The organism is Streptomyces sp. NPDC093586, from assembly GCF_044764905.1.
Lineage (GTDB): Bacteria > Actinomycetota > Actinomycetes > Streptomycetales > Streptomycetaceae > Streptomyces.
The window spans coordinates 24084-47862 of record NZ_JBIWJA010000015.1 but is presented as its reverse complement, the minus strand read 5'-3'; the positions used below and the strand labels follow the sequence as shown (position 1 = coordinate 47862).

Below are 23779 nucleotides of genomic sequence, written 5' to 3'. Positions count from 1 at the left end.
CGTGCCGCTTACCGCTTGGACGCCGGCGCTCCGGGCACGCCCTTCGGCGCCGGCGCGGGGGCGGCCGACAGGAAGGACGCCCACCCCTTCTCGGGAGCCTCGCCGACGCCCAGGGTGCGCAGCTTCTTCAGCGTCTTCGGGTCCTGGGCGTCCAGCCAGTCCGCGAGCTGGCGGAAGGAGACGCAGCGCACCTCCTCCTTGGTGCACACCTTCTCGACGACCTCCTCGACGGCCCGCATGTAGACGCCGCCGTTCCAGGACTCGAAGTGGTTGCCGATGATCAGCGGCGCGCGGTTGCCGTCGTAGGCCCGCTGGAAGCCCTGGAGCAGGCCGTCGCGCATCTGGTCGCCCCAGAACTCGCGCTTGGCGGGGTCGCCCTGGGTGGCGGTGCCCGACTGGTTGACCATGAAGTTGTAGTCCATGGTGAGCTGTTCGAAGGTGTGGCCGGGGAACGGGACGAGCTGCATCGACAGGTCCCACAGCCCGTACTTCTTCTTGGGCCAGACCTGGTTGTTCACTCCGCTGCTGTCGTAGCGGAAGCCCATCTGGCTCGCGGCCCTCATGAAGTTCTCCTGCCCCTCCAGGCAGGGGGTGCGGGCGCCGATCAGCTCCTTGTCGTAGTCGAAGGGCAGCGGTGCGGCGTCCTTCAGGCCGGTGTTGGTCTTCCAGGTCTTCACGAACTGCTTGGCCTGGTCGATCTCGCTCTTCCACTCCTCGACGGACCACTCGCCGACGCCGCCCCCGGCGCCGCAGAAGTGACCGTTGAAGTGGGTACCGATCTCGTTGCCCTCCAGCCACGCCTGCCGCAGCTGCGTGACGGTGTCGGTGATGCCCTCCTCGTCGTTGAAGCCGATGTCCGACCGGCCCGGGGAGTGCTGCGGCGGCTGGTACAGGTCCTGCTTCTCCTCCGGCAGCATGTACACGCCGCTCAGGAAGTACGTCATGGTGGCGTTGTTCTCCTTGGCCACCTTCCGGAAGTGGGAGAACAGTTTCTGGCTGTCCTCACCGGCCCCGTCCCACGAGAACACCACGAACTGGGGAGGCCTCTGGCCGGGCTTGAGACGCTCGGGCCGGGGCAGATGCGGCTGTGCGCCGGTGTACGCCGTCGAGCCGTCACCGATCAGCCGTACCGCGCTGTTGGGCGCCGGCGCCGCTTCTCCCTTCTCCTTCTGCGGGCCGTGCGCCCCTTGGTCGGCATGGTTGTCGCTGGTGCCGAGCGCGCAGCCGGCGAACGACGCGGCGCAGACCGCGGCGATCACGGTGCGCACGGCGATCCTGTGGGTGGCGGCCATGTTCCGCCCACCTTCTTCCTTCTCTCGGGCCAACGCCGACGAGGGCGATGTCGGGTGCTGTACCGGGATGTGCCGTCAGCGCCGTCAAGGTGGCACGAGACCCAGAAGGAATTAATACGACAAGCCGATGAAAAGACCGATTCACTCACTAGAGCGGCCTATTACTCCGTTTGCGCGAAAAGTCTATGCCCTCCCTTTACTCTGAATTACGATCCGTTTACCGAGCGCACTCAATAGGTGTGTTCGAAGAGTGATCAAGCGTCCCGCCGCTGTACGCCGTGCCCCACGGCCGCGAACCGCCCCCGCCGAGCGCGGGGGACCATCCCTGACCGCGACCGCACAGCCCCGGAGGAGACGGGAAACATGTCAGCCTGCGTCCCCGCCCGCGCCGATTCGGCCCGGACCAAGCACGTCCACCCACCCCACAGCCCACCGCCCGAGCGCCCCCGGCGCTTCCGCGTCGAGGGCGCCGATCTCTCGGCCTCGATCGCGGTCTTCCTGATCGCCCTGCCCCTTTCCCTGGGCATCGCCCTCGCCACCGGCGCCCCTCTCCAGGCCGGCCTCGTCGCCGCCGCGGTGGGCGGGATCGTCGCCGGCCGGCTCGGCGGCTGTCCGCTCCAGGTCAGCGGACCGGCGGCGGGACTCACCGTGGTCACCGCCGACCTCATCCAGCGCTACGGATGGCGTACGACCTGTGCCATCACCGTTCTCGCCGGGCTCGCCCAGCTGGGGCTGGGCTGTCTGCGGGTGGCCCGCACCGCCCTCGCCGTCAGTCCCGCCATCGTGCACGGCATGCTCGCCGGCATCGGCATCACCATCGCCGTCGCGCAGGTGCACATCGTCCTCGGTGGCACCCCGCAGAGCGCGGTCCCCGACAATCTGCGCGCACTGCCCGCCCAGTTGGCGAACGTGCAGCCCGCCGACCTGGCGGTGAGCGTGCTGACCCTGACCCTGCTGCTGCTCTGGCCCCGCCTTCCCGGCCGCGCCGGGCAGCTCCTGGGCAAGGTGCCCGGCGCCCTGGTCGCCGTCGCCGGTGCCACCGCGGTCGCCGCCCTCGCCGGACTCCGGCTGCCCAAGGTCGACCTGCCGTCCTGGAGCAGCCATGCCCTGGCCACGCTGCCCGACGGTCCGGTGCTCGGCCTCGTCGCCGCCGTCCTCACCACCACGCTCGTGTGCAGCGTGCAGTCCCTGCTCGGCGCGGTCGCCGTGGACAAACTCGTCGCCGCCCGGCCGGGTACGACCGGCCGCGTCGAACGGGCGGACCTGGACCGCGAACTGCTCGGCCAGGGCGCCGCCAACGTCGTCTCCGGAACGCTCGGCGGCCTGCCCGTCGCCGGGGTGGCCGTACGCAGTTCCGCCAATGTGCACGCGGGTGCCGTCAGCCGGAACTCCACGATGCTGCACGGCGTTCTCGTAGTGATCGCCGCACTGCTGATGGTCCCGGCCCTGGAACTCATCCCGCTCGCATCGCTCGCCTCCCTGGTCATGGCCGTCGGCCTCAAGATGGTGTCCCTGAACCACATCCGCACGGTGACCCGCCACCGCGAGGTACTGGTCTACGCGGTCACCACCTGCGGCGTGGTGTTCCTCGGCGTCCTGGAGGGCGTCGCACTGGGCATCGCCGTGGCCGTCGGGGTCGCCCTGCACCGGCTGACCCGCACCCGCATCACCCACGTCGAGACGGAAGGAGTCCACCACGTACAAGTCCGGGGCCAGTTGACGTTCCTGGCGGTGCCACGGCTCAGCAGAGTCCTGCATCACGTACCCCACGGTGCGGACGCCGTCGTGGAGTTGGACGGCTCGTTCATGGACCACGCGGCGTACGAGACGCTGCAGGACTGGCAGAAGACACACACCTCGCAAGGCGGATCCGTCGAGATCACCGGTCGCCGTCCCGGCCTCCGCATCTCCGAGCCCGCCGATACCGACGGCTGCCGCTGCCGCCCATGGACGCCCTGGCGCAACCACCAGTGCGAACGCCCCCAGGCGGTACCCGCGTTCCCGCGCGACGTCACCCAACAGGCCGACGGTGTACGGCAGTCCCTTACCGACGGGGCCCGTGGGGCCGGCAACACCAGCGGGACCACGGGGACCGCCAAGACTGCCGGGGCTCCTGATACACCGGAGCCCACAGAACCGACGGATCCCGGCAGCCACCGCGGAACCGGCGGAACCGACGGGACCGGCAGCCCCCTCGTACCGAGCGGATCCAGCGGACGCGACCTGGCGCGCGGCATCAGCGCGTTCCACCGCAACACCGCCCCGCTGGTGCGTGGCGAGCTGGCCCGGCTGGCGCGCGAAGGACAGCAGCCCTCCCAGCTGTTCCTCGCCTGCGCCGACTCCCGGCTGGTCACGTCGATGATCACCTCCAGCGGTCCCGGCGACCTCTTCGTGGTGCGCAACGTGGGCAATCTCGTGCCGCTGCCCGGCGAGGAGAGCGGGGACGACTCGGTCGCCGCCGCGATCGAGTACGCCGTGGACGTGCTGAAGGTGCGGTCCATCACGGTGTGCGGCCACTCGGGGTGCGGGGCCATGCAGGCGTTGCTCAGCACCGAGCCCGGGGGCGCGCAGACGCCGCTCAAACGGTGGCTGCGGCACGGGGTGCCGAGCCTGCGACGCCTGCCCGGGGACGAGGGCTCCTGGATCCGGTTGGCCGGGCGGGCGCCCGTCGACGCGGCCGAGCAGCTCTGTCTGGCCAACGTGGTCCAGCAACTGGAGCACCTGCGCGCCCACGGATCGGTGTCCCGGGCGCTGGGCAGGGGGGAGCTGGAGCTGCACGGCATGTACTTCCACGTGGGCGAGGCCCAGGCGTACCTGCTCACCGAGGAGGAGGGGGCCGGGCGGTTCGAGCTGGTGCGGGAGACCGACCTGACCGCCTGAGCCGTACGGGCGCCGACGCGCGCGGAGTGTGAGAGGCGTTACACACGCTGAACCCCACGCCGTCGGCGCCCGTGGGTACGGATGACCACTGGCCACGGAGACAACGGACGACGGATGGCGGTTGACCGACAGGTCTAAACCAATTGTCCGTCGACCCTTGTCATCGGCCCCTCGGGTCTGATGAGGTGTGGCCTGGGACACAACGGACAACCCTGAGAAAGGGAGATGTCGTGAGCAACGACTCCTTGGCCAACCTCTTGAAGGAGGAGCGACGATTCACGCCGCCCGCTGACCTGGCCGCGAACGCCAACGTCACGGCGGAGGCGTACGAACAGGCCAAGGCTGACAGGCTCGGCTTCTGGGCCGAGCAGGCCCGCCGGCTGTCCTGGGCGCAGGAGCCGACCGAGACCCTGGACTGGTCGAACCCGCCGTTCGCCAAGTGGTTCAAGGACGGCAAGCTCAACGTCGCCTACAACTGCGTCGACCGGCACGTGGAGGCCGGGCACGGCGACCGCGTCGCCATCCACTTCGAGGGCGAGCCCGGCGACAGCCGCGCCATCACCTACGCCCAGCTCAAGGACGAGGTCTCCAAGACCGCGAACGCCCTGCTGGAGCTGGGTGTGCGCAAGGGCGACCGGGTCGCCGTCTACATGCCGATGATCCCGGAGACGGCGATCGCGATGCTGGCCTGCGCCCGGATCGGCGCCGCCCACTCGGTCGTCTTCGGCGGCTTCTCCTCCGACGCGCTCGCCACCCGCATCCAGGACGCCGACGCCCGCGTCGTCATCACCTCCGACGGCGGTTACCGGCGCGGCAAGCCCTCCGCTCTCAAGCCCGCCGTCGACGAGGCGGTCGAGCGCGCCGGCACCGTCGAGCACGTTCTCGTCGTCCGCCGCACCGGCCAGGACGTCGCCTGGGACGACTCCCGCGACAAGTGGTGGCACGAGACCGTCGACCGACAGTCCACGGAGCACACGCCGGAGGCGTTCGACGCCGAGAACCCGCTGTTCATCCTGTACACGTCCGGCACGACGGGCAAGCCCAAGGGCATCCTGCACACTTCTGGCGGCTACCTCACCCAGACGGCGTACACGCACTGGGCGGTCTTCGACCTCAAGCCGGAGACCGATGTCTACTGGTGCACCGCCGACGTCGGCTGGGTCACCGGGCACTCGTACATCGTCTACGGCCCGCTCGCCAACGGTGCGACCCAGGTGATGTACGAAGGCACTCCGGACACCCCGCACCAGGGCCGCTTCTGGGAGATCGTGCAGAAGTACGGCGTGACGATCCTCTACACCGCGCCCACCGCGATCCGGACGTTCATGAAGTGGGGCGACGACATCCCCGCGAAGTTCGACCTGTCCTCCCTGCGCGTCCTCGGCTCGGTCGGCGAGCCGATCAACCCCGAGGCGTGGATCTGGTACCGGAAGACCATCGGCGCGGACGCCACCCCCGTCGTCGACACCTGGTGGCAGACCGAGACCGGCGCCATGATGATCTCGCCGCTGCCCGGCGTCACCGAGGCCAAACCGGGCTCCGCCCAGCGCCCGCTGCCCGGCATCAGCGCCACCGTCGTCGACGACGAGGCGAACGAGGTGCCGAACGGCGGGGGCGGCTACCTGGTCCTCACCGAGCCGTGGCCGTCGATGCTGCGCACCATCTGGGGCGACGACCAGCGGTTCATCGACACGTACTGGTCGCGGTTCGAGGGCAAGTACTTCGCCGGGGACGGCGCCAAGAAGGACGACGACGGCGACATCTGGCTGCTCGGCCGCGTGGACGACGTGATGCTCGTGTCCGGGCACAACATCTCCACCACCGAGGTCGAGTCGGCCCTCGTCTCGCACCCGTCGGTCGCCGAGGCGGCCGTGGTCGGCGCGGCGGACGAGACGACCGGCCAGGCCATCGTGGCGTTCGTGATCCTGCGCGGTACGGCCTCGGAGAGCGACGACCTGGTCGCCGAGCTGCGAGGCCACGTCGGCGCCACCCTCGGGCCGATCGCCAAGCCCAAGCGGATCCTGCCGGTGGCCGAGCTGCCGAAGACCCGCTCGGGCAAGATCATGCGCCGCCTGCTGCGTGACGTGGCGGAGAACCGCGCCCTGGGTGATGTCACCACCCTGACCGACAGCAGTGTGATGCAGCTGATCCAGGACAAGCTCCCGGCATCACCGAGCGAGGACTGATCCCGGACCGGCCCGCAGGACGAATCGCGGGGCCGACCTGCGGGAGCGACCTGCGTGACCGCCCTGCGTGACCGCCCCGTGGGACCGATCCGCGGGACCGATCCGCAGGACTGAACCAGCTGACCGAGGGGCACCCGGCGGAAGATCCGCCGGGTGCCCCTTCGCACGGGGCGTCCCACGGCGCGAGCACCGTTCAGCCCGTTCGCGCCGGAGCTACCCGTTAGGTACGCTAAGGAACGCGTAAGAGCCACAACAAGATCGTCATGGTGAGCCGGGAAGTCTGGTCGGCACGTGTTCCGTGCTGCCCATCGACCGGAGGTCCCCCGTGACGTCGCCCCGCACCCCCCGCAAGGCCTTCGGCCGGCTGTCCCTGCCGGAGCGGACCTATCTCACGGACGCGCTGCGCACCGAGACCGTCGGCGGAGTCCTGCTGCTCGCCGCCGCCGTCACCGCACTGATCTGGGCGAACGTCCCGGCTCTCCACGACAGTTACGAGAGCGTCAGCCACTTCCACCTCGGCCCCGGGGCCCTCGGCCTGAACCTGTCCGTCGAGCACTGGGCGGCCGACGGACTGCTGGCCGTCTTCTTCTTCGTCGCCGGGATCGAGCTCAAGCGCGAGCTGGTCGCCGGCGACCTCAAGGACCCGAAGGCCGCCGCGCTGCCCGTGGTGGCGGCCCTGTGCGGCATGGCCGTACCGGCCGTCGTCTACACGCTCACCGGCACCGTGGGCGGCGGCTCCCTGGCCGGCTGGGCCGTGCCCACCGCGACCGACATCGCCTTCGCGCTCGCCGTGCTCGCCGTCATCGGCACGTCCCTGCCCAGCGCCCTGCGCGCCTTCCTGCTGACGCTCGCCGTCGTCGACGACCTCTTCGCCATCCTGATCATCGCGGTCTTCTTCACCGACGGCCTGAACTTCGCCGCGCTCGGCGGCGCGGCCGTCGGCCTCGCCGCCTTCTGGCTGCTGCTCCGCAAGGGCGTACGCGGCTGGTACGTGTACGTCCCGCTCGGCCTCGTCGTCTGGGGCCTGATGTACAACAGCGGTGTCCACGCCACCATCGCGGGCGTCGCCATGGGCCTGATGCTGCGCTGCCACACACGCGAGGGCGAGGACCACTCCCCCGGCCAGCACATCGAACACCTGGTGCGCCCGCTGTCGGCGGGCCTCGCGGTACCGCTGTTCGCGCTGTTCAGCGCGGGTGTCACCCTGTCGGGCGGCGCGCTGGCCGACGTGTTCACCAGGCCGGAGACCCTCGGCGTCGTCCTCGGTCTCGTCATCGGCAAGACGCTCGGCATCTTCGGCGGCACCTGGCTCACCGCGCGCTTCACCCGGGCCTCGCTCAGCGACGACCTCGCCTGGGCCGACGTGTTCGCCGTGGCGACCCTGGCCGGCATCGGGTTCACCGTCTCCCTGCTCATCGGCGAGCTGGCCTTCGAGGGCGACGCGACCATGACCGACGAGGTCAAGGCCGCCGTCCTGACCGGATCGCTCGTCGCGGCGACCCTGGCGACCGTGCTGCTGAAGATCCGGAACGCCAAGTACCGGCGCATGATCGAGCACGAGGAACGCGACGAGGACCTCAGCGGCGTACCCGACATCTACGAGGAGGACGACCCGGCGTACCACCTGCGCCTGGCCGCCATCTACGAGCGGAAGGCCGCCGAACACCGGCGGATCGCCGAGGAGAAGGAGGCGGCACGGCTTGCCGAAGTGCCGGGCGGGGCAGGCGAGGAGGGCGACCGTCCGGCATGATCTGACGAGACGGTACAAAAGACGGGACCGATCGCAGTCGGACAGAAGTCGACGACCGCCACGGAACCGTACGCAGCAAGCCAGCAGAAGAGGGAGACCGCGATGAGCGCACCCGACGGCAGCCCGGTCGGCACCGAACGCAGCATCGGCCAGCTGTTCGCCTCGGCGACCACCGAATTGTCGGCGCTGGTGCACGACGAGATCGCGCTGGCCAAGGCGCAGCTGAGGCAGGACGTGAAGCGCGGGGCGACCAGCGGCGGCGCCTTCTCGCTGGCGGGCCTGCTCCTGGTGTTCTCACTGCCGATGCTGAACTTCGCCCTGGCCTACGGGATCCGGACCTGGAGCGGCTGGAACCTCGCGGTCTGCTTCCTGCTGTCCTTCGCGGCGAACGTCCTGATCGCCGGCCTCCTCGCGCTGATCGGCGTCGCCTTCGCCAAGAAGGCCAAGAAGGGCCGCGGCCCGCAGAAGGTCGCCGCCTCGGTGAAGCAGTCGGCGGGTGTCCTGCAGAACGCCAAGCCGCACCCGCGCCCGGAACTCCCGGCCGACCGGTCCCCCGAGGCCATCGAGGCTGTGGCACGCTCGTCCTCATGACGGACCCCGCCACTCCATCGGCGCAACCCACCTCGGTCGTACGGCTCGGCATCCCCGGCGGGCGGGACGTGACCCACCGGGACGTCGCCGCCAACGGCGCCCGCTTCCACATCGCCGAACTCGGCGACGGGCCGCTGGTGCTGCTGCTGCACGGCTTCCCGCAGTTCTGGTGGACCTGGCGGCACCAGCTGACGGCGCTGGCCGACGCCGGTTTCCGCGCGGTCGCGATGGACCTGCGCGGCGTCGGCGGCAGCGACCGCACGCCGCGCGGCTACGACCCCGCGGGCCTCGCCCTGGACATCACCGGTGTGATCCGCTCGCTCGGCGAGCCGGACGCCGCGCTGGTCGGCCACGACCTGGGCGGCTACCTGGCGTGGACGGCCGCGGCGATGCGGCCCAAGCTCGTGCGGCGGCTCGCGGTGTCGTCGATGCCGCATCCCCGGCGCTGGCGCTCGGCCATGCTCGGGGACGTCCGGCAGACCCGGGCGGGCTCGTACGTCTGGGGCTTCCAGCGCCCCTGGATCCCGGAGCGGCAGCTGACCGCGGACGACGGCGCGCTGGTCGGCCGACTGATCCAGGACTGGTCGGGACCGCGGCCGCCGGACGATGAGGCGGTGGAGGTCTACCGCCGGGCCATGTGCGTCCCGTCCACGGCCCACTGCTCCGTCGAGCCGTACCGCTGGCTGGTCCGCTCCCTGGCCCGTCCCGACGGCATCCAGTTCTACCGCCGCATGAAGCGGCCGGTGCGCGTACCGACGCTGCATCTGCACGGCTCGCTGGACCCGGTGATGCGGACGCGGAGCGCGGCGGGATCCGGGCAGTACGTCGAAGCGCCGTACCGCTGGCGGTTGTTCGACGGGCTCGGGCACTTCCCGCACGAAGAGGATCCGGTCGCTTTCTCCACCGAACTGATCAACTGGCTGAAGGATCCCGAACCCGATCGGTGACCGGACGGACGCACTCGGTACCCGAACCGGAACGCTTGTCCTATGAACGGCCACTTGCCCGGCGCATAGGCCAATTGGGGGCCTCGGGCGCGGTTATCGACCTTGGGGCGGGGGCACACGTCCGGGTATGGGCTGGACGCACGACTACAGTGACGTAGCACGCGACGGCCGCTCCACGAGCGGCGCGAGCACCCACCGACGCGGCAGCACCCCGCAACTGGCGGTGGTGGATCCCCCGGTGGGCATTCCGCGCATTCTGCGCCGCCGGGCCCGCTGGGTCTCCGTGCGCCTGCGTCACCCGCGCGGCTGAGCACCCCGCGGACCGCGTCCGCGGAGCGGGGCTCTTCTAGAGCGCGCAGCTGTCGCTGTCCACCTGCTGGTTCGCGGCGCGGCCCTCGGTGATGTCGTCGCGGATCTCGTCCACGGTGAGCACGTAGCCGGTGTCCGGGTCGTCGAGGGACTTGGCGAAGACCACGCCGTAGACCTCGCCCTCGGGCGTCAGCAGCGGTCCGCCGGAGTTGCCCTGACGGACGGTCGCGAAGAGCGAGTAGACGTCGCGGTTCACCGTGCCGCGGTGGTAGATGTCCGGGCCGCTGGCCTTGATGCGCCCGCGCACCCGCGCGGCACGCACGTCGTACGCCCCGTTCTCCGGGAAGCCCGCGACGATGGCGTCGTCGTCCCTGCCGGCGTCCTCGTCCGTGAACCGCAGCGCGGGCGCCCGCAGTTCCGGTACGTCGAGCACGGCGATGTCGCGGTGCCAGTCGTAGAGGACGACCGTCGCGTCGTACTTCCGCCCCTCGCCGCCCACCTGCACGGTGGGTTCGTCGACGCCGCCCACCACATGGGCGTTGGTCATCACGCGGCGGTCGGCGAAGACGAAGCCGGAACCCTCCAGGACCTTGCCGCAACCGGTGGCCGTGCCCACCACCTTGACGATGGAACGCTTGGCCCGGGTCGCGACGGGACTGCCCGCGAGCGCCGGGTCGGGCGGCTGGACGTCGGTGATCGGCTCGTTGGAGAACGGGCTGAAGACCTGCGGGAAGCCGTTCTGCGCGAGGACGGAGGAGAAGTCCGCGAACCAGGTGTCCGCCTGCGCGGGCAGCGCCCGGGAGACGCCCAGCAGCACCTTGGAACTGCGGACCTCCTTGCCGAGCGTCGGCAGCGTGGTGCCGGCGAGGGCGGAGCCGATGAGCCAGGCGACGAGGAGCATGGCGACGACGTTGACCAGGGCGCCGCCGGTGGCGTCCAGGGCGCGGGCCGGGGACCACGTGATGTGCCGGCGCAGCTTGTTGCCCAGGTGCGTGGTCAGGGCCTGGCCGACGGAGGCGCAGACGATGACGACGACGACCGCGACGACGGCGGCGGTCGTACTCACCTCCGCGTTGTCCGTCAGGGCGTCCCAGGCGACCGGGAGCAGGTAGACGGCGACGAGGCCGCCGCCGAGGAAGCCGATCACGGACAGGATGCCGACCACGAAACCCTGGCGGTAGCCGACGATCGCGAACCAGACGGCGGCCAGCAGCAGCAGGATGTCCAGCACGTTCACTGATTCAGGCCTCGCCTCGTCGTCCTACGCTCACACCGGTCACCCTGTCATGACCGCCAGTCCAGCGGGACCTGCTTGTCCCTGTCCCAGGGCCGCTCCCAGCCCGCGAAGTGCAGCAGCCGGTCGATGATCCCGGCGGTGAAGCCCCACACCAGGGTCGATTCGACCAGGAACGCCGGTCCGCGGTGGCCGCGGGGGTGGACGGCGGTGACCCGGTTGGCCGGATCCGTGAGATCCGCCACGGGGACCGTGAAGACCCGCGCCGTCTCGTTCGGATCGACGACACCGACCGGGCTGGGCTCGCGCCACCAGCCGAGCACCGGCGTGACGACGAAGCCGCTGACCGGGATGTACAGCTTGGGCAGGGCACCGAAGAGCTGCACACCGGCCGGGTCGAGCCCGGTCTCCTCCTCCGCCTCGCGCAGGGCGGCCCGCAGCGGGCCCTCCCCCTGCGGGTCACCGTCCTCCGGGTCGAGGGAACCGCCGGGGAACGAGGGCTGGCCCGCGTGCGAGCGCAGGGAGCCGGCCCGCTCCATGAGCAGCAGCTCGGGGCCGCGGCCGCCCTCGCTCTCGGCCCTGCCCTCGCCGAACAGGATCAGCACGGCCGACTGCCGTCCGGCGCCGTCGGCCGGGGGGAGGAAACGGCTCAGCTGTCCGGGCCGCACCGTCCGCGCGGCCCGCGCCACCGGCTCCAGCCAGCCGGGCAGGCCCACCTCGCTGAGCGCCACGCCCTGAGTGTTGCCCGCCCGTGTCATCGCCACCCCCGTCCTGCCGTGTCCAACGCCCGAGGCCCCCGAGAACGTTCCGTCATCCGGCCCCCAGGGGCGGCGCCGGTGTGCCGCCCGCGTCCAGGTAGGCCTGCGGGGGCTTGAGCCGCTGGCCGGGCATACCGCCCTTCTCGTACTTCAGCAGCTTCTTCGCCTTCTCGGGGTCCGTCTCGCCCTCGCCGTACGCCGGGCAGAGCGGGGCGATGGGGCAGGCCCCGCAGGCGGGCTTGCGGGCGTGGCAGATGCGGCGGCCGTGCCAGATCACGTGATGGGACAGATCGGTCCACTCACTCCTGGGGAACAGCGCGCCGACGGCGGCCTCGATCTTGTCCGGGTCGGTCTCCTCGGTCCACCGCCAGCGGCGCACCAGGCGCTGGAAGTGCGTGTCCACGGTGATGCCGGGGCGGCCGAAGGCGTTGCCGAGAACGACGAAGGCGGTCTTGCGGCCGACGCCGGGCAGTTTGACGAGGTCCTCGAGACGTCCGGGGACCTCGCCGCCGAAGTCCTCCGTGAGCGCCTTGGACAGCCCTATGACGGACCTGGTCTTGGCCCGGAAGAACCCGCAGGGGCGGAGGATCTCCTCGACCTCCTCCGGGTCGGCGGCGGCCAGGTCCTCGGGGGTGGGGTACCTGGCGAAGAGGGCGGGCGTCGTCTGGTTGACGCGCAGGTCGGTGGTCTGGGCGGAGAGCACCGTGGCCACCAGGAGCTGGAAGGTGTTCTCGAAGTCCAGTTCCGGGTGGGCGTACGGATACACCTCGGCGAGCTCACGGTCGATACGGCGGGCGCGGCGGACCAGGGCGGTGCGCGACTCGCCCCGTGGGGACTTCGGGGCGATGGTCTTCGCGGGGGCCACGCCCTCGACCGCGGCGGCGCCCTTCGCCGGGACGACGGCGGGCTTCCTGGCGGGCGCCTGCCGCTTGAGCGGCGCCTGCTTCTTGGCGGGGGCCGTCTTCTTGGCTGCTGCCGTCTTCTTGGCGGAGGCCTGCTTCCCGGCAGGGGCCGCCTTCTTGGCCGACACGGCCTTCTTCGCCGGGGCCGCCTTCTTGGCCGACGCTGCCTTCTCCGCTCGGCCCGTCTTCCCCGCCGGGCCCGTCTTCTTCGCGGGCGCAGCCTTCCCGGGCACGGCCGGGGCCCCCTCCGTGTTCTTCAAGGCACCCTTCCCCGCGGTCACTCGCTTGGCAGGTGCCGCCACCTTTGCCGTTTTCGCCGTTTTCCTACCGCCCTCGGGGCCCTGTTCGCCCACAGCGGAATCGCGACGTACAACCACCCGCGCAGCTCCCTAGGCCTGTGCTCTCACCGGCGATTTGGACACCCGGCCAGCCTACGGCCCGACACCGGCATCCGCCCCGGGCCCTGAAGATCGGCGTCCAATTGGACCCCTGCCGCGTACCCCAGGACATGTGTGCGGCATCCTTGTGACAGATCACACTGTTTGGACTGTCCGGCAAAATGGGCACCACGGACCCCTGGTACACCGGGGGAACAAGATCCTCTGAGCCGGTCGACAAGGAGAGAACTCGTGGACGACGTTCTGCGGCGCAACCCGCTCTTCGCGGCGCTCGACGACGAGCAATCCGCCGAGCTCCGCGCCTCCATGAGTGAGGTGACCCTCGCCCGCGGTGACTCGCTGTTCCACGAGGGGGACCCCGGAGACCGCCTCTACGTGGTCACGGAGGGCAAGGTCAAGCTCCACCGCACGTCCCCCGACGGCCGCGAGAACATGCTGGCCGTGGTCGGACCGAGCGAGCTGATCGGCGAGCTGTCGCTCTTCGACCCGGGCCCGCGCACGGCGACCGCCACCGCGCTGACCGAGGTCAAGCTGCTCGCCCTCGGCCACAGCGACCTCCAGCCCTGGCTGAACGTCCGCCCGGAGGTCGCCACCGCGCTGCTGCGCGCCGTCGCGCGCCGACTGCGCAAGACCAACGACGCCATGTCGGACCTGGTCTTCTCGGACGTCCCCGGCCGCGTCGCCCGCGCCCTGCTGGACCTCTCCCGCCGCTTCGGCGTGCAGTCCGAGGAGGGCATCCACGTCGTGCACGACCTGACGCAGGAGGAGCTGGCCCAGCTGGTCGGCGCGTCCCGCGAGACGGTCAACAAGGCCCTCGCCGACTTCGCCCAGCGCGGTTGGCTGCGGCTGGAGGCCCGCGCCGTGATCCTGCTGGACGTGGAGCGGCTCGCCAAGCGCTCCCGCTGACGGGCCTAGAGCCCGTCGGGCGGCTGGATGAGCCCGTGCTCGCCCAGGTACTCCAGCTGCGCCCGCACCGACAGCTCCGCCGCCGGCCACAGTGAACGGTCGACGTCCGCGTACACGCGGGCGACGACCTCGTCCGGCGTCCGGCAGCCGTCCTCCACCGCCGTCTCGACCTGGGCGAGGCGGTGGGCCCGGTGGGCGAGGTAGAACTCGACCGCCCCCTGGGCGTCGTCCAGGACCGGTCCGTGGCCGGGCAGCACCGTGTGCACCCCGTCGTCGGCCGTGAGCGACCTGAGCCTGCGCAGCGAGTCCAGGTAGTCGCCGAGACGGCCGTCGGGGTGGGCCACCATCGTCGTACCGCGGCCCAGGACGGTGTCGCCCGTCAGGACCGCCCGGTCGGCCGGGAGATGGAAGGACAGGGAGTCCGCGGTGTGCCCCGGGGTCGGCACGACCCTCAGCTCCAGGCCGCCGACCGTGATCACGTCGCCCGCGGCCAGCCCCTCGTCGCCCAGGCGCAGCGCCGGGTCCAGTGCCCGCACGTTCGTGCGCGTCAGCTCGGCGAACCGCGCGGCGCCCTCCGCGTGGTCCGGGTGACCGTGCGTCAGCAGGGTGAGGGCGACGCGCTTGCCCGCCCGCTCGGCGGTGGCGACGACGTGGCGCAGATGCGTGTCGTCCAGCGGACCCGGGTCGACCACGACGGCCAGGTCGGAGTCGGGCTCGGCGAGGATCCAGGTGTTCGTGCCGTCCAGCGTCATCGCGGAGGCATTGGGCGCGAGCACGTTCACCGCGCGTGCGGTGGCGGGCCCCGAGAGGACCCCGCCGCGCGGCTGGCCGGGCAGTGCTGCTGCGTCCGTCATGCGGGGGCTCCCCCAGTCGGGTCGGAAGGCGTCGGGCCGGAAGGCGTCGGGCCGGAAGGCGTCGGGCCGGCCGGTGTCGCCGGCGCCGCGCTCGGAACGTGCTTGGTGAACTCGTCGTACCCCGGCCAGGAGAGCACGATCTCGCCCTCGACCAGCCGGGCCCGGGCCAGTACGGGCGTCATGTCGCGGCCCGGCGCCGACGCGAGCGCCTCGGCCGCCGTACCGCACTCCGCGAGCGCGCGCAGGGTCGCGATGGTCGGCGGCATCATCAGCAGCTCGCCCTTGTCGTACCCGGCCGCCGCGTCGGCCGGGGTGATCCACACCGTCCGGTCGGCCTCCGTGGAGGCGTTGCGCGTGCGCTGGCCCTCGGGGAGGGCGGCCACGAAGAACCACGTGTCGTAGCGCCGGGCCTCGAACTCCGGGGTGATCCAGCGGGCCCAGGCGCCCAGCAGGTCGGAGCGCAGGACGAGGCCCCTGCGGTCCAGGAACTCCGCGAACGACAGGTCCCGGGCGACCAGGGCGGCCCGGTCGGCCTCCCAGTCCGCGCCCGTCGTGTCACCCACCACCGAGCCGGGGGCGGGGCCGGCGAGCAGGACGCCCGCCTCCTCGTACGTCTCCCGTACGGCCGCGCAGACGATCGCCTGGGCGCCCGCCTCGTCGACGCCGAGCCGGTCCGCCCACCACGCGCGCGTGGGGCCCGCCCAGCCGATGTCGCGGTCGTCGTCGCGCGGGTCGACGCCGCCGCCGGGGTACGCGTACGCGCCCCCGGCGAACGCCATCGAGGCGCGGCGGCGCAGCATGTGGACGGCGGGTCCGGCGCCGGTGTCCTTCAGGAGCATGACGGTGGCCGCGCGCCGCGGGGTGACGGGGGTGAGCGTGCCGTCCGCCAGCGCGCGGATGCGGTCCGGCCACTCCGGGGGGTACCACTGCCCATTCGCCATGGCCGGAGGCTATCCGGTGACGGGCGGATGTTCGAGTGGTTCCCGGGGCCGGGCGGGCGTCAGCCGGGGAGGGCGGCCAGCCAGTCGGTGAGCAGCCGGTTCGTCTCCTCGGGACGCTCCTGCTGGAGCCAGTGGCCGCAGCCGTCGATGAGGTGCGAGGCGGTCAGGCCGGGCAGGGTCGTGGGATACGCGGCGATCGCGTCGGACAGCCAGGTGGTGGAGGCGTCCAGGGCGCCGCCGAGGAACAGGGACGGCTGGGTGACCGGGGCGCCCTGGTGTGCCGCCAGGTCGGCCCAGTCGCGGTCCATGTTCCGGTAGCGGTTGAGGGCGCCGGTCAGGCCGGTGCGTTCGAACTCGCCGGCGTAGACGTCCAGGTCCTCCTCGGTGAGCCAGGCCGGCAGCCGGCCGTCGGCCGGGAAGCGGTCGCGCAGCCTGCCGCCGGTCGCGACGAAGTGCGGGTCGGGTGCCGCGGGGCCCGGCATGGTGTCGGCGGACAGGGCGGCGTAGAAGCCGGCGAGCCAGCCGCGTACGTCGGGCTCGATCTCCGCCTCCGCCCGGCCGGGCTCCTGGAAGTAGGAGACGTAGAACTCCTGCCCGGCGAAGGGGCCGGCGGGGTCGCTCATGCCGGCGAAGACCTCGCTGGGCCTCGGCCCGCCGGGCGGGGTGTACGGCACGCTCAGCAGGCCGACCGCGCGGAACACGTCGGGCCGCAGCAGCGCGGAGTGCGCGGCGATCGTCGCGCCCCAGTCGTGGCCGACGATCACCGCGGAGCGCTCGCCCAGGGCCTCGACCACGGCGACGTTGTCCGCCACCAGGTCGAGCATCCGGTACGCGTCCACCGCGTCGGGGCGCGAGGAGCGCCCGTAGCCGCGTACGTCGATCGCGACGGCGCGGAAGCCCGCGGCTGCCAGGGCGGGCAGCTGGCGGCGCCAGGAGTACCAGGACTCCGGGAAGCCGTGGACGAGCAGGACCAGGGGCCCGTCGCCCTGCTCCACCAGGTGGGTCCGGCCCGCCGGTGACGGCACGAGACGGTGGACGGGGAGCTGATCGGTCACGGGCGGCTGCGGCATGGTTCCTCCGGACACGTCGGTCGGTACGGCGCCGATGGCGGGCCCCGGGCCCGGCGGACGCCGGTTCCCGCGCCGCACGGGGGCACCGGCGCCCATCCTGCGAGGACGGCTCGGGCGGGGGCCAGGCTTGTTGCCGGTTCGGCAAAACGGCGGGGCCTGGCCGGCCGGTCGAGGCGGACCGACGGCGCCCGGTCGGCGGAGCCTTCGAGTGGCCCGGGAGACGAGCCGGGCCCGTACGGAACGGGAACCGGGCCCGTACGGAACGGGAACCGGGCCCGTACGGAACGGGAACCGGGCCCGTACGGAACGGCAGCCGGCGCGACAGCCGGTCGGCGCCGGGTATCCGGGGGCGGCAGGCCCCGGCCTCACACCCCGGCGTTCCGCCGAACCGTGCTGCCGGCGCGTCCGCCGCGGCCCGTCACGCCTGGTCGAGCTCGACCTGGATCTCGACCTCCACCGGCGCGTCCAGCGGCAGGACCGCCACGCCGACGGCGCTGCGGGCGTGCACGCCCTTGTCGCCGAGGACCGCGCCGAGCAGCTCGCTGGCACCGTTGACCACGGCCGGCTGGCCGGTGAAGTCGGCCGCGGAGGCGACGAAGCCGACGACCTTGACGACGCGCGCGACGCGGTCGAGGTCACCGGCGACGGACTTCACCGCGGCCAGGGCGTTCAGCGCGCAGAGGCGGGCCAGGTCCTTGGCCTCCTCCGGCGTGACCTCGCCGCCCACCTTGCCGGTGACGGAGAGCTTGCCGTCCACCATCGGCAGCTGGCCGGAGGTGTACACGTACCGGCCGGTCTGCACGGCCGGCTGGTAGGCGGCCAGCGGCGGGACGACCTCGGGCAGTGTCAGGCCGAGCTCGGCCAGCTTCTCCTCGACGGCGCTCACGCCTGCTTCTCCCGCTTCAGGTAGGCCACGAGCTGCTCGGGGTTGTTCGGCCCGGGCACGACCTGGACGAGCTCCCAGCCGTCCTCGCCCCAGGTGTCCAGGATCTGCTTCGTGGCGTGGACGAGCAGCGGCACGGTTGCGTATTCCCACTTGGTCATGCGGCCGACTCTAGCCGCTGCCCGGGGCGCCCTCGACGGCCGACCGATGCCACGTTCTCCCCAGCCTCCGGAGTACTCCGCGGGCGGACTGGTTACGCTCGAATACGTGAGCAGGCTCCAGGTCGTCAGCGGCAAGGGCGGAACCGGCAAGACCACGGTGGCCGCGGCCCTCGCGCTGGCCCTGGCCACCGAGGGGAAGCGCGCGCTTCTCGTCGAGGTCGAGGGTCGCCAGGGCATCGCGCAGCTCTTCGAAACGGAGGCGCTGCCTTATGAGGAGCGGAAGATCGCCGTCGCTCCCGGGGGCGGGGAGGTGTACGCCCTCGCCATCGACCCCGAACTGGCCCTTCTGGACTACCTCCAGATGTTCTACAAACTGGGCAGCGCCGGACGGGCCCTGAAGAAACTCGGCGCGATCGACTTCGCGACCACCATCGCGCCCGGGGTCAGGGACGTCCTGCTGACCGGAAAGGCCTGCGAGGCGGTGCGGCGCAAGGACAGGAGCGGGCGCTTCGCGTACGACTACGTCGTCATGGACGCGCCCCCCACCGGGCGCATCACGCGCTTCCTCAACGTGAACGACGAGGTCGCCGGGCTCGCCAAGGTCGGCCCGATACACAATCAGGCGCAGGCCGTGATGCGGGTGCTGAAGTCGCGGGAGACGGCCGTGCACCTGGTGACGCTGCTGGAGGAGATGCCGGTCCAGGAGACCGCGGACGGCATCGCCGAGCTGCGCGCGGCCCGGCTGCCGGTGGGGCGGGTCGTCGTCAACATGGTCCGGCCCGCGCTGCTGGACGCGACCGATCTGGAACTCGTACGCACCACACCGCGCACGGCGCTCGCACGGTCCCTGTCCGGGGCCGGGCTCGGCGGGGCGCGGCGGGGCGGGCACGCCGAGCGGCTGGTGGACCCGCTGCTGGCGCAGGCCCACGAGTACGCGGAGCGGTACGCGCTGGAGCAGGAGCAGCGGGCGGCCCTGGGCGCACTGGACCTGCCGTTGCACGAACTGCCACTGCTCGCCGAGGGAATGGATCTGGCGGGCCTGTACGAACTGGCCACCGAGCTGCGGAAGCAGGGGATCGCATGAGTCCGGAACCGGACCGGCGCGGGGAGAGCGGCCGTCGTCTCTCCGCCGCGCGTGTGCTGGACATCGATCCACTGCTGGAGAATCCGAGGACGCGCATCGTGGTGTGCTGCGGCTCGGGCGGCGTCGGCAAGACGACCACCGCGGCGGCCCTCGGGCTGCGCGCGGCCGAGCGGGGCCGCAAGGTGGTCGTCCTCACCATCGACCCGGCCCGGCGGCTCGCCCAGTCCATGGGCATCGACTCGCTCGACAACACCCCGCGCCGGGTGAAGGGCGTCGACGACTCGGCGGGCGGCGAGCTGCACGCCATGATGCTCGACATGAAGCGCACCTTCGACGAGATCGTCGAGGCGCACGCGGACCCCGAGCGGGCGGCGGCGATCCTGCGCAACCCCTTCTACCAGTCGCTCTCGGCGGGCTTCGCGGGCACGCAGGAGTACATGGCGATGGAGAAGCTGGGGCAGCTGCGGGCGCGGGACGAGTGGGACCTCATCGTCGTCGACACGCCGCCGTCCCGCTCGGCGCTGGACTTCCTGGACGCGCCCAAACGACTCGGGTCCTTCCTGGACGGCAAGCTGATCCGCGTTCTGCTGGCCCCGGCGAAGGTCGGCGGCCGGGCCGGCATGAAGTTCCTCAACGTCGGCATGTCGATGATGACCGGTGTCCTCGGGAAGGTGCTCGGCGGGCAGTTCCTGAAGGACGTCCAGACGTTCGTGGCCGCGATGGACTCGATGTTCGGCGGGTTCCGTACCCGCGCGGACGCCACGTACAAGCTGCTCCAGGCGCCGGGGACGGCGTTCCTGGTGGTCGCGGCGCCGGAGCGGGACGCGCTGCGCGAGGCCGCGTACTTCGTGGAGCGGCTGGCGGCCGAGGACATGCCGCTCGCCGGTCTGGTGCTCAACCGCGTCCACGGCAGCGGCGCCGACGGGCTGTCGGCCGAGCGGGCGCTCGCCGCCGCGGAAAATCTTGAGGACTCCCGCATTGTGGATCAGGACGACGGGAAAGCTGAAGTTCGTAACTCTCCCGAAACGTATGGCAGTTCAGATACTCCCGACACCGAGGACCCCGCCGAGGCCCCTGCGGGAACGCACGCCGGAACACCCACCGGAGCCACCTCCGATGCCGACCGGTCGAAGGACACCCCCGAGGATCCGGACGCGCCGGAGCGATCCGTGGACCAGCTCGCCGCGGGCCTGCTGAGGCTCCACGCCGAGCGGATGCACCTGCTCGCCCGCGAGCAGCGCACGCGTGACCGCTTCACCGCGCGTCACCCCGAGGTCGCGGTCACCGAAGTGGCCGCGCTGCCCGGCGACGTGCACGACCTGGCGGGGCTGCGGTACATCGGGGACCGTCTCGCGACGGGCCGGCCCGAGCTGCCCGAGCCCGGGGCCTGATCCGACCGCCGTCCCGACCGCCGACCCGACCCCTGAACAGGTCTCCGTCCAGGTGTCCGACCAAGTGCCCGACCTGACCGGGGCGTCCGCTTCCGAGGAGCACCCCCGGCCGCCTCAGCCCACGGCCGCGTAGTTCTCGTAGACCTCGTCGTCGTCGAGGGGCACGATGCCGGCCCCTCGTTCGTACTCCGTCCGCGCCGTCTCCAGCAGTCGGCGCCAGGAGGTCACGGTGGGCCGCCGGCGCAGCAGTGCGCGGCGCTCCCGCTCCGTCATGCCTCCCCACACGCCGAACTCGACGCGGTTGTCGAGCGCATCGGCCAGGCACTCGGTCCGCACCGGACATCCGGTGCACACCGCCTTGGCCCTGTTCTGCGCTGCTCCTTGAACGAACAGTTCGTCCGGATCAGTAGTGCGGCAGGCGGCCTGCGCACTCCAGTCGGTTACCCAGCCCATACCGGCGCCGTCCTCTCCCGAATCGAGGCTCCCCCACGGCGGCAGCGGCATATTCACCGCCGCCAGTTGAGGACGTTACGGAAGGCGGGCACAGCGCAACACCCCCTTCGGGCCCAATCTTGAATGGCCCGAACGGACTATGCGTAAGCGGCAGATCACCCGGGGGAGTGAGCCGACGACATGCGCGACGATCCCGGCATCCGGGTCATCTCTGGTGCGCCACAACGGACACCACGTGACACACAAGGTGGATCCGGACACGCATCCCCCGAGCCGTGGGCACGCGCTCGCACACACCAACGCGCCCCCGGCGGGGCCTCTCGGAAGAAAGTCGAGCGGGTCCGGAACGATTCGGGGTCGCCGGACGTATTGATACGTGGCCTCACCGCTGTGACAGTCGAGTGCAGCTTAGGCCAAGGCATATACGCGTGTCCGGCGAATGAGAACGTAGGCTGCCCCCATGCCAAAGAAGCGCTCGGGCGGTGGTCTGTCGCCAACGCAGCAGGCCGCCAAGTTCCTCGGTGTCAGTGTGCTCGCGGGAGCCGTCCTGGCCGGCATCGCGCTGCCGGCGGTGGGCGCGCTGGGGCTGGCCGCCAAGGGTTCGGTGGAGAGTTTCGACGAACTCCCGGCCAACCTGAAGACTCCCCCGCTGAGCCAGCGCACCACCATCCTCGACGCCGAGGGCGGCACCATCGCCTCCGTCTACTCGCGCGACCGCACGGTGGTGGGCCTGAAGGACATCTCGCCCTACATGCAGAAGGCGATCGTCGCCATCGAGGACTCGCGCTTCTACCAGCACGGCGCGGTCGATCTGAAGGGCGTGCTGCGCGCGCTCAACAACAACGCCCGCAACGGCGGGGTGTCCGAGGGCGCGTCCACGCTCACGCAGCAGTACGTCAAGAACGTCTTCGTCGAGGAGGCCGGTGACGACCCGACGAAGGTCGCCCAGGCCACCCAGCAGACCATCGGCCGCAAGATCCGCGAGCTGAAGTTCGCGATCCAGGTCGAGGAGGAGCTGGGCAAGCAGAAGATCCTCGAGAACTACCTCAACATCACCTTCTTCGGCCAGCAGGCCTACGGGGTCGAGGCGGCCGCCAAGCGCTACTTCTCCAAGAACGCCAAGGACCTCAACCTCCAGGAGGCCGCCCTCCTGGCCGGCCTCGTCCAGTCGCCGACCCGCTACGACCCGGTCAACGACGAGGCCGAGGCCACCAAGCGGCGCAACGTGGTGCTGGCGCGCATGGCCGAGGTCGGCGACATCTCGCGGGCGGAGGCGGACAAGGCGCAGAAGGCGCCGCTCGGGCTGAAGGTCAGCCGGCCCAAGAACGGCTGCATCACGGCCGTGAAGGGCGCGAGCTTCTTCTGCGACTACGTGCGCGCCGTGTTCCTGAACGACCCGGTCTTCGGCAAGACCAAGGAGGCCCGGGCCAAGGTCTGGAACCAGGGCGGCCTGACCATCCGTACGACCCTCGACCCGCAGGCCCAGAAGTCGGTCCAGCAGTCGATCAAGGACCACGTCCACACGAGCGACGACGTGGCGACCGCCGCGACCATCGTCCAGCCCGGCACCGGCAAGATCGTCGCGATGGGCCAGTCACGTCCGTACGGCGTCGACGCCAAGCAGTACGAGACGACGCTCAACCTGTCGGTGAACCAGGCCATGGGCGGCGGCGCGGGCTTCCAGCCGGGCTCGACGTTCAAGCCGATCGTGGCCGCGGCGGCCCTCGAGGGCGGGATGCCGGCGACGAAGCAGTACTCCTCGCCGTACAAGATGGACTACCCGACCCCGGTCGCGGCCTGCGACGGCAAGAGGTGGAACGAGAAGAACGTCGAGCTGACCAACGAGAACGAGTCCGAGGTCGGCCCGTACGACATGAAGGAAGCGACCGCCAAGTCGGTCAACACCTACTACGTGCAGATGATCAGCGACATCGGTATCTGCCCGGTGACGCAGATGGCGGAGAAGATGGGCGTCCAGCGCGCCAACGGCAAGAAGCTGGAGCAGACCCCGTCCATCGCCCTCGGCGTCACCGAGGTGACCCCGCTGACCATGGCGAGCGCGTACGCGACCTTCGCCTCGCGCGGCATGTACTGCACGCCGGTCGCCATCGAGTCGATCAGCCAGCGGATCGGCAACAAGAGCAAGTCGCTCCCGGTCCCGAAGTCCACGTGCTCGCGCGCGATGTCCGAGACCACGGCCGACACCGTCACCACGCTCCTCAAGGGCGTCGTCGAGGACGGTACGGGTAAGGAGGCCGGCCTCGACAGCCGACCGAGCGCGGGCAAGACCGGTACGACGGACGAGCGTTTCGCGGCGTGGTTCGTGGGCTACACGCCCAACCTCGCCGGCGCCGTGTGGGTCGGTGACCCGAAGCACGAGCGGCGGATGGTCGACATCACCATCGGCGGCGTCCCGTACGACAAGGTCTTCGGCGGCGCGGTCCCGGGCCCGATCTGGAAGGGCATGATGTCGGGCGCGCTGGAGGGCAAGCCCGCCCCCGGCTTCTCCCTCGTCAACATCCCCGACGCCGACAAGGGCACGGACAAGGACAAGGACAAAAACAAGGACAAGGGCGACGGCGGCAACGGCCCCGGCGGCCGGAACGACGGGGACAACGGCGACGACGGGAACAACGACGGCGGCGGCGACGACGGCGACGGCTGGGGCAACGGCGGCGACGGCGGCTTCCCGGGAGGAGCGTGGGGGGATCTCTTCCAGGGCCAGGGCAACGGCGGCAACGGCCCCGGCGGCCGGCGCGACTGAACCGCCCGCACCCGCTCGCGCCGAC

The 23779-nt window shown here is 71.4% G+C and carries 20 protein-coding genes; 10 read left to right on the top strand and 10 right to left on the bottom strand.

Features of this window, described 5'->3' with window-relative positions; genetic code table 11:
• Positions 1-8: 8 nt before the first annotated feature.
• Positions 9-1292, bottom strand: coding sequence for a hypothetical protein (locus tag ACIRFH_RS17725; protein WP_403521506.1), 1284 nt, complete (start codon positions 1290-1292; stop codon positions 9-11).
• Positions 1293-1655: 363 nt separating this feature from the next.
• On the opposite strand from ACIRFH_RS17725, the gene ACIRFH_RS17720 reads away from it, so the two are divergent.
• From ACIRFH_RS17720 to ACIRFH_RS17695, 6 genes are all read left to right on the top strand, one after another.
• The gene (locus tag ACIRFH_RS17720) at positions 1656-4172 is read left to right on the top strand and encodes a bifunctional SulP family inorganic anion transporter/carbonic anhydrase (RefSeq protein ID WP_403521504.1); all 2517 of its coding nucleotides are present in this window, start codon (positions 1656-1658) and stop codon (positions 4170-4172) included.
• A gap of 230 nt (positions 4173-4402) precedes the next feature.
• Entirely contained in the window at positions 4403-6358 is a 1956-nt protein-coding gene (gene acs, locus ACIRFH_RS17715; protein WP_403521502.1) for an acetate--CoA ligase, read from the top strand.
• 325 nt (positions 6359-6683) lie between these two features.
• A complete protein-coding gene (gene nhaA / locus ACIRFH_RS17710) occupies positions 6684-8108 on the top strand; it encodes a Na+/H+ antiporter NhaA (RefSeq protein WP_403521500.1) in 1425 nt (474 codons plus the stop codon).
• Between the two features lie 102 nt (positions 8109-8210).
• Positions 8211-8699, top strand: a complete 489-nt coding sequence (locus ACIRFH_RS17705; protein WP_403521498.1) for a phage holin family protein — start codon at positions 8211-8213, stop codon at positions 8697-8699.
• Entirely contained in the window at positions 8696-9646 is a 951-nt protein-coding gene (locus ACIRFH_RS17700; protein WP_403521496.1) for an alpha/beta fold hydrolase, read from the top strand. The genes ACIRFH_RS17705 and ACIRFH_RS17700 overlap by 4 nt, the downstream gene beginning before the upstream one ends.
• Before the next feature lie 127 nt (positions 9647-9773).
• Positions 9774-9956 (top strand): hypothetical protein, encoded by a 183-nt coding sequence (locus ACIRFH_RS17695; protein ID WP_403521494.1) that lies wholly within the window; start codon positions 9774-9776, stop codon positions 9954-9956.
• Positions 9957-9992: 36 nt separating this feature from the next.
• Here ACIRFH_RS17695 and ACIRFH_RS17690 read toward each other — a convergent pair whose 3' ends face one another.
• From ACIRFH_RS17690 to nth, 3 genes are read right to left on the bottom strand one after another with little or no spacing between them, the layout of a single operon-like run.
• Positions 9993-11192: a MarP family serine protease gene (locus tag ACIRFH_RS17690; protein ID WP_403521492.1), complete on the bottom strand. Its 1200-nt coding sequence runs from the start codon at positions 11190-11192 to the stop codon at positions 9993-9995.
• A gap of 47 nt (positions 11193-11239) precedes the next feature.
• The gene (locus tag ACIRFH_RS17685) at positions 11240-11947 is read right to left on the bottom strand and encodes an NUDIX hydrolase (protein WP_403521696.1); all 708 of its coding nucleotides are present in this window, start codon (positions 11945-11947) and stop codon (positions 11240-11242) included.
• Between the two features lie 52 nt (positions 11948-11999).
• Entirely contained in the window at positions 12000-13109 is a 1110-nt protein-coding gene (gene nth / locus ACIRFH_RS17680) for an endonuclease III (protein ID WP_403521490.1), read from the bottom strand.
• A 369-nt stretch (positions 13110-13478) separates the two neighbouring features.
• Here nth and ACIRFH_RS17675 point away from each other — a divergent pair, with 369 nt between their 5' ends.
• Positions 13479-14153, top strand: coding sequence for a Crp/Fnr family transcriptional regulator (locus ACIRFH_RS17675; protein ID WP_356203042.1), 675 nt, complete (start codon positions 13479-13481; stop codon positions 14151-14153).
• Between the two features lie 5 nt (positions 14154-14158).
• Here ACIRFH_RS17675 and ACIRFH_RS17670 read toward each other — a convergent pair whose 3' ends face one another.
• The 5 genes from ACIRFH_RS17670 to ACIRFH_RS17650 all read right to left on the bottom strand — a co-directional run bounded on the left by ACIRFH_RS17670 (position 14159) and on the right by ACIRFH_RS17650 (position 18062).
• Positions 14159-15007, bottom strand: coding sequence for an MBL fold metallo-hydrolase (locus tag ACIRFH_RS17670; protein ID WP_403521488.1), 849 nt, complete (start codon positions 15005-15007; stop codon positions 14159-14161).
• On the bottom strand, positions 15004-15948 hold the full coding sequence (locus ACIRFH_RS17665) for an NUDIX hydrolase (protein WP_403521486.1): 945 nt from the start codon (positions 15946-15948) through the stop codon (positions 15004-15006). Before ACIRFH_RS17665 ends, ACIRFH_RS17670 begins: the two co-directional genes overlap by 4 nt.
• 59 nt (positions 15949-16007) lie before the next feature.
• A complete protein-coding gene (locus ACIRFH_RS17660) occupies positions 16008-17018 on the bottom strand; it encodes an alpha/beta fold hydrolase (RefSeq protein ID WP_403521484.1) in 1011 nt (336 codons plus the stop codon).
• A gap of 418 nt (positions 17019-17436) precedes the next feature.
• Positions 17437-17904: a RidA family protein gene (locus tag ACIRFH_RS17655; RefSeq protein WP_403521482.1), complete on the bottom strand. Its 468-nt coding sequence runs from the start codon at positions 17902-17904 to the stop codon at positions 17437-17439.
• Positions 17901-18062: a DUF4177 domain-containing protein gene (locus ACIRFH_RS17650; protein ID WP_003975360.1), complete on the bottom strand. Its 162-nt coding sequence runs from the start codon at positions 18060-18062 to the stop codon at positions 17901-17903. The genes ACIRFH_RS17655 and ACIRFH_RS17650 overlap by 4 nt, the downstream gene beginning before the upstream one ends.
• A 106-nt stretch (positions 18063-18168) precedes the next feature.
• On the opposite strand from ACIRFH_RS17650, the gene ACIRFH_RS17645 reads away from it, so the two are divergent.
• On the top strand, positions 18169-19146 hold the full coding sequence (locus ACIRFH_RS17645; RefSeq protein ID WP_403521480.1) for an ArsA family ATPase: 978 nt from the start codon (positions 18169-18171) through the stop codon (positions 19144-19146).
• Positions 19143-20537, top strand: a complete 1395-nt coding sequence (locus ACIRFH_RS17640; protein WP_403521478.1) for an ArsA family ATPase — start codon at positions 19143-19145, stop codon at positions 20535-20537. The genes ACIRFH_RS17645 and ACIRFH_RS17640 overlap by 4 nt, the downstream gene beginning before the upstream one ends.
• Before the next feature lie 114 nt (positions 20538-20651).
• Here the strand turns inward: ACIRFH_RS17640 and wblA are convergent, their stop codons facing one another.
• Positions 20652-20990, bottom strand: coding sequence for a transcriptional regulator WblA (gene wblA, locus ACIRFH_RS17635; RefSeq protein ID WP_188185285.1), 339 nt, complete (start codon positions 20988-20990; stop codon positions 20652-20654).
• Between the two features lie 460 nt (positions 20991-21450).
• Between wblA and ACIRFH_RS17630 the strand changes: the two genes are divergently transcribed.
• A complete protein-coding gene (locus tag ACIRFH_RS17630; protein WP_403521476.1) occupies positions 21451-23754 on the top strand; it encodes a transglycosylase domain-containing protein in 2304 nt (767 codons plus the stop codon).
• The last annotated feature ends 25 nt before the right edge of the window (positions 23755-23779 follow it).

Coding starts and splice junctions, on each gene's coding strand:
- ACIRFH_RS17630 (WP_403521476.1), top strand. CDS start 21,451: ATGCCAAAGAAGCGCTCGGGCGGTGGTCTGTCGCCAACGCAGCAGGCC.
- ACIRFH_RS17660 (WP_403521484.1), bottom strand. CDS start 17,018: ATGCCGCAGCCGCCCGTGACCGATCAGCTCCCCGTCCACCGTCTCGTG.
- ACIRFH_RS17725 (WP_403521506.1), bottom strand. CDS start 1,292: ATGGCCGCCACCCACAGGATCGCCGTGCGCACCGTGATCGCCGCGGTC.
- wblA (WP_188185285.1), bottom strand. CDS start 20,990: ATGGGCTGGGTAACCGACTGGAGTGCGCAGGCCGCCTGCCGCACTACT.
- ACIRFH_RS17665 (WP_403521486.1), bottom strand. CDS start 15,948: ATGGCGAATGGGCAGTGGTACCCCCCGGAGTGGCCGGACCGCATCCGC.
- ACIRFH_RS17650 (WP_003975360.1), bottom strand. CDS start 18,062: ATGACCAAGTGGGAATACGCAACCGTGCCGCTGCTCGTCCACGCCACG.
- ACIRFH_RS17685 (WP_403521696.1), bottom strand. CDS start 11,947: ATGACACGGGCGGGCAACACTCAGGGCGTGGCGCTCAGCGAGGTGGGC.
- ACIRFH_RS17705 (WP_403521498.1), top strand. CDS start 8,211: ATGAGCGCACCCGACGGCAGCCCGGTCGGCACCGAACGCAGCATCGGC.
- ACIRFH_RS17695 (WP_403521494.1), top strand. CDS start 9,774: ATGGGCTGGACGCACGACTACAGTGACGTAGCACGCGACGGCCGCTCC.
- ACIRFH_RS17640 (WP_403521478.1), top strand. CDS start 19,143: ATGAGTCCGGAACCGGACCGGCGCGGGGAGAGCGGCCGTCGTCTCTCC.
- ACIRFH_RS17720 (WP_403521504.1), top strand. CDS start 1,656: ATGTCAGCCTGCGTCCCCGCCCGCGCCGATTCGGCCCGGACCAAGCAC.
- ACIRFH_RS17700 (WP_403521496.1), top strand. CDS start 8,696: ATGACGGACCCCGCCACTCCATCGGCGCAACCCACCTCGGTCGTACGG.
- ACIRFH_RS17670 (WP_403521488.1), bottom strand. CDS start 15,007: ATGACGGACGCAGCAGCACTGCCCGGCCAGCCGCGCGGCGGGGTCCTC.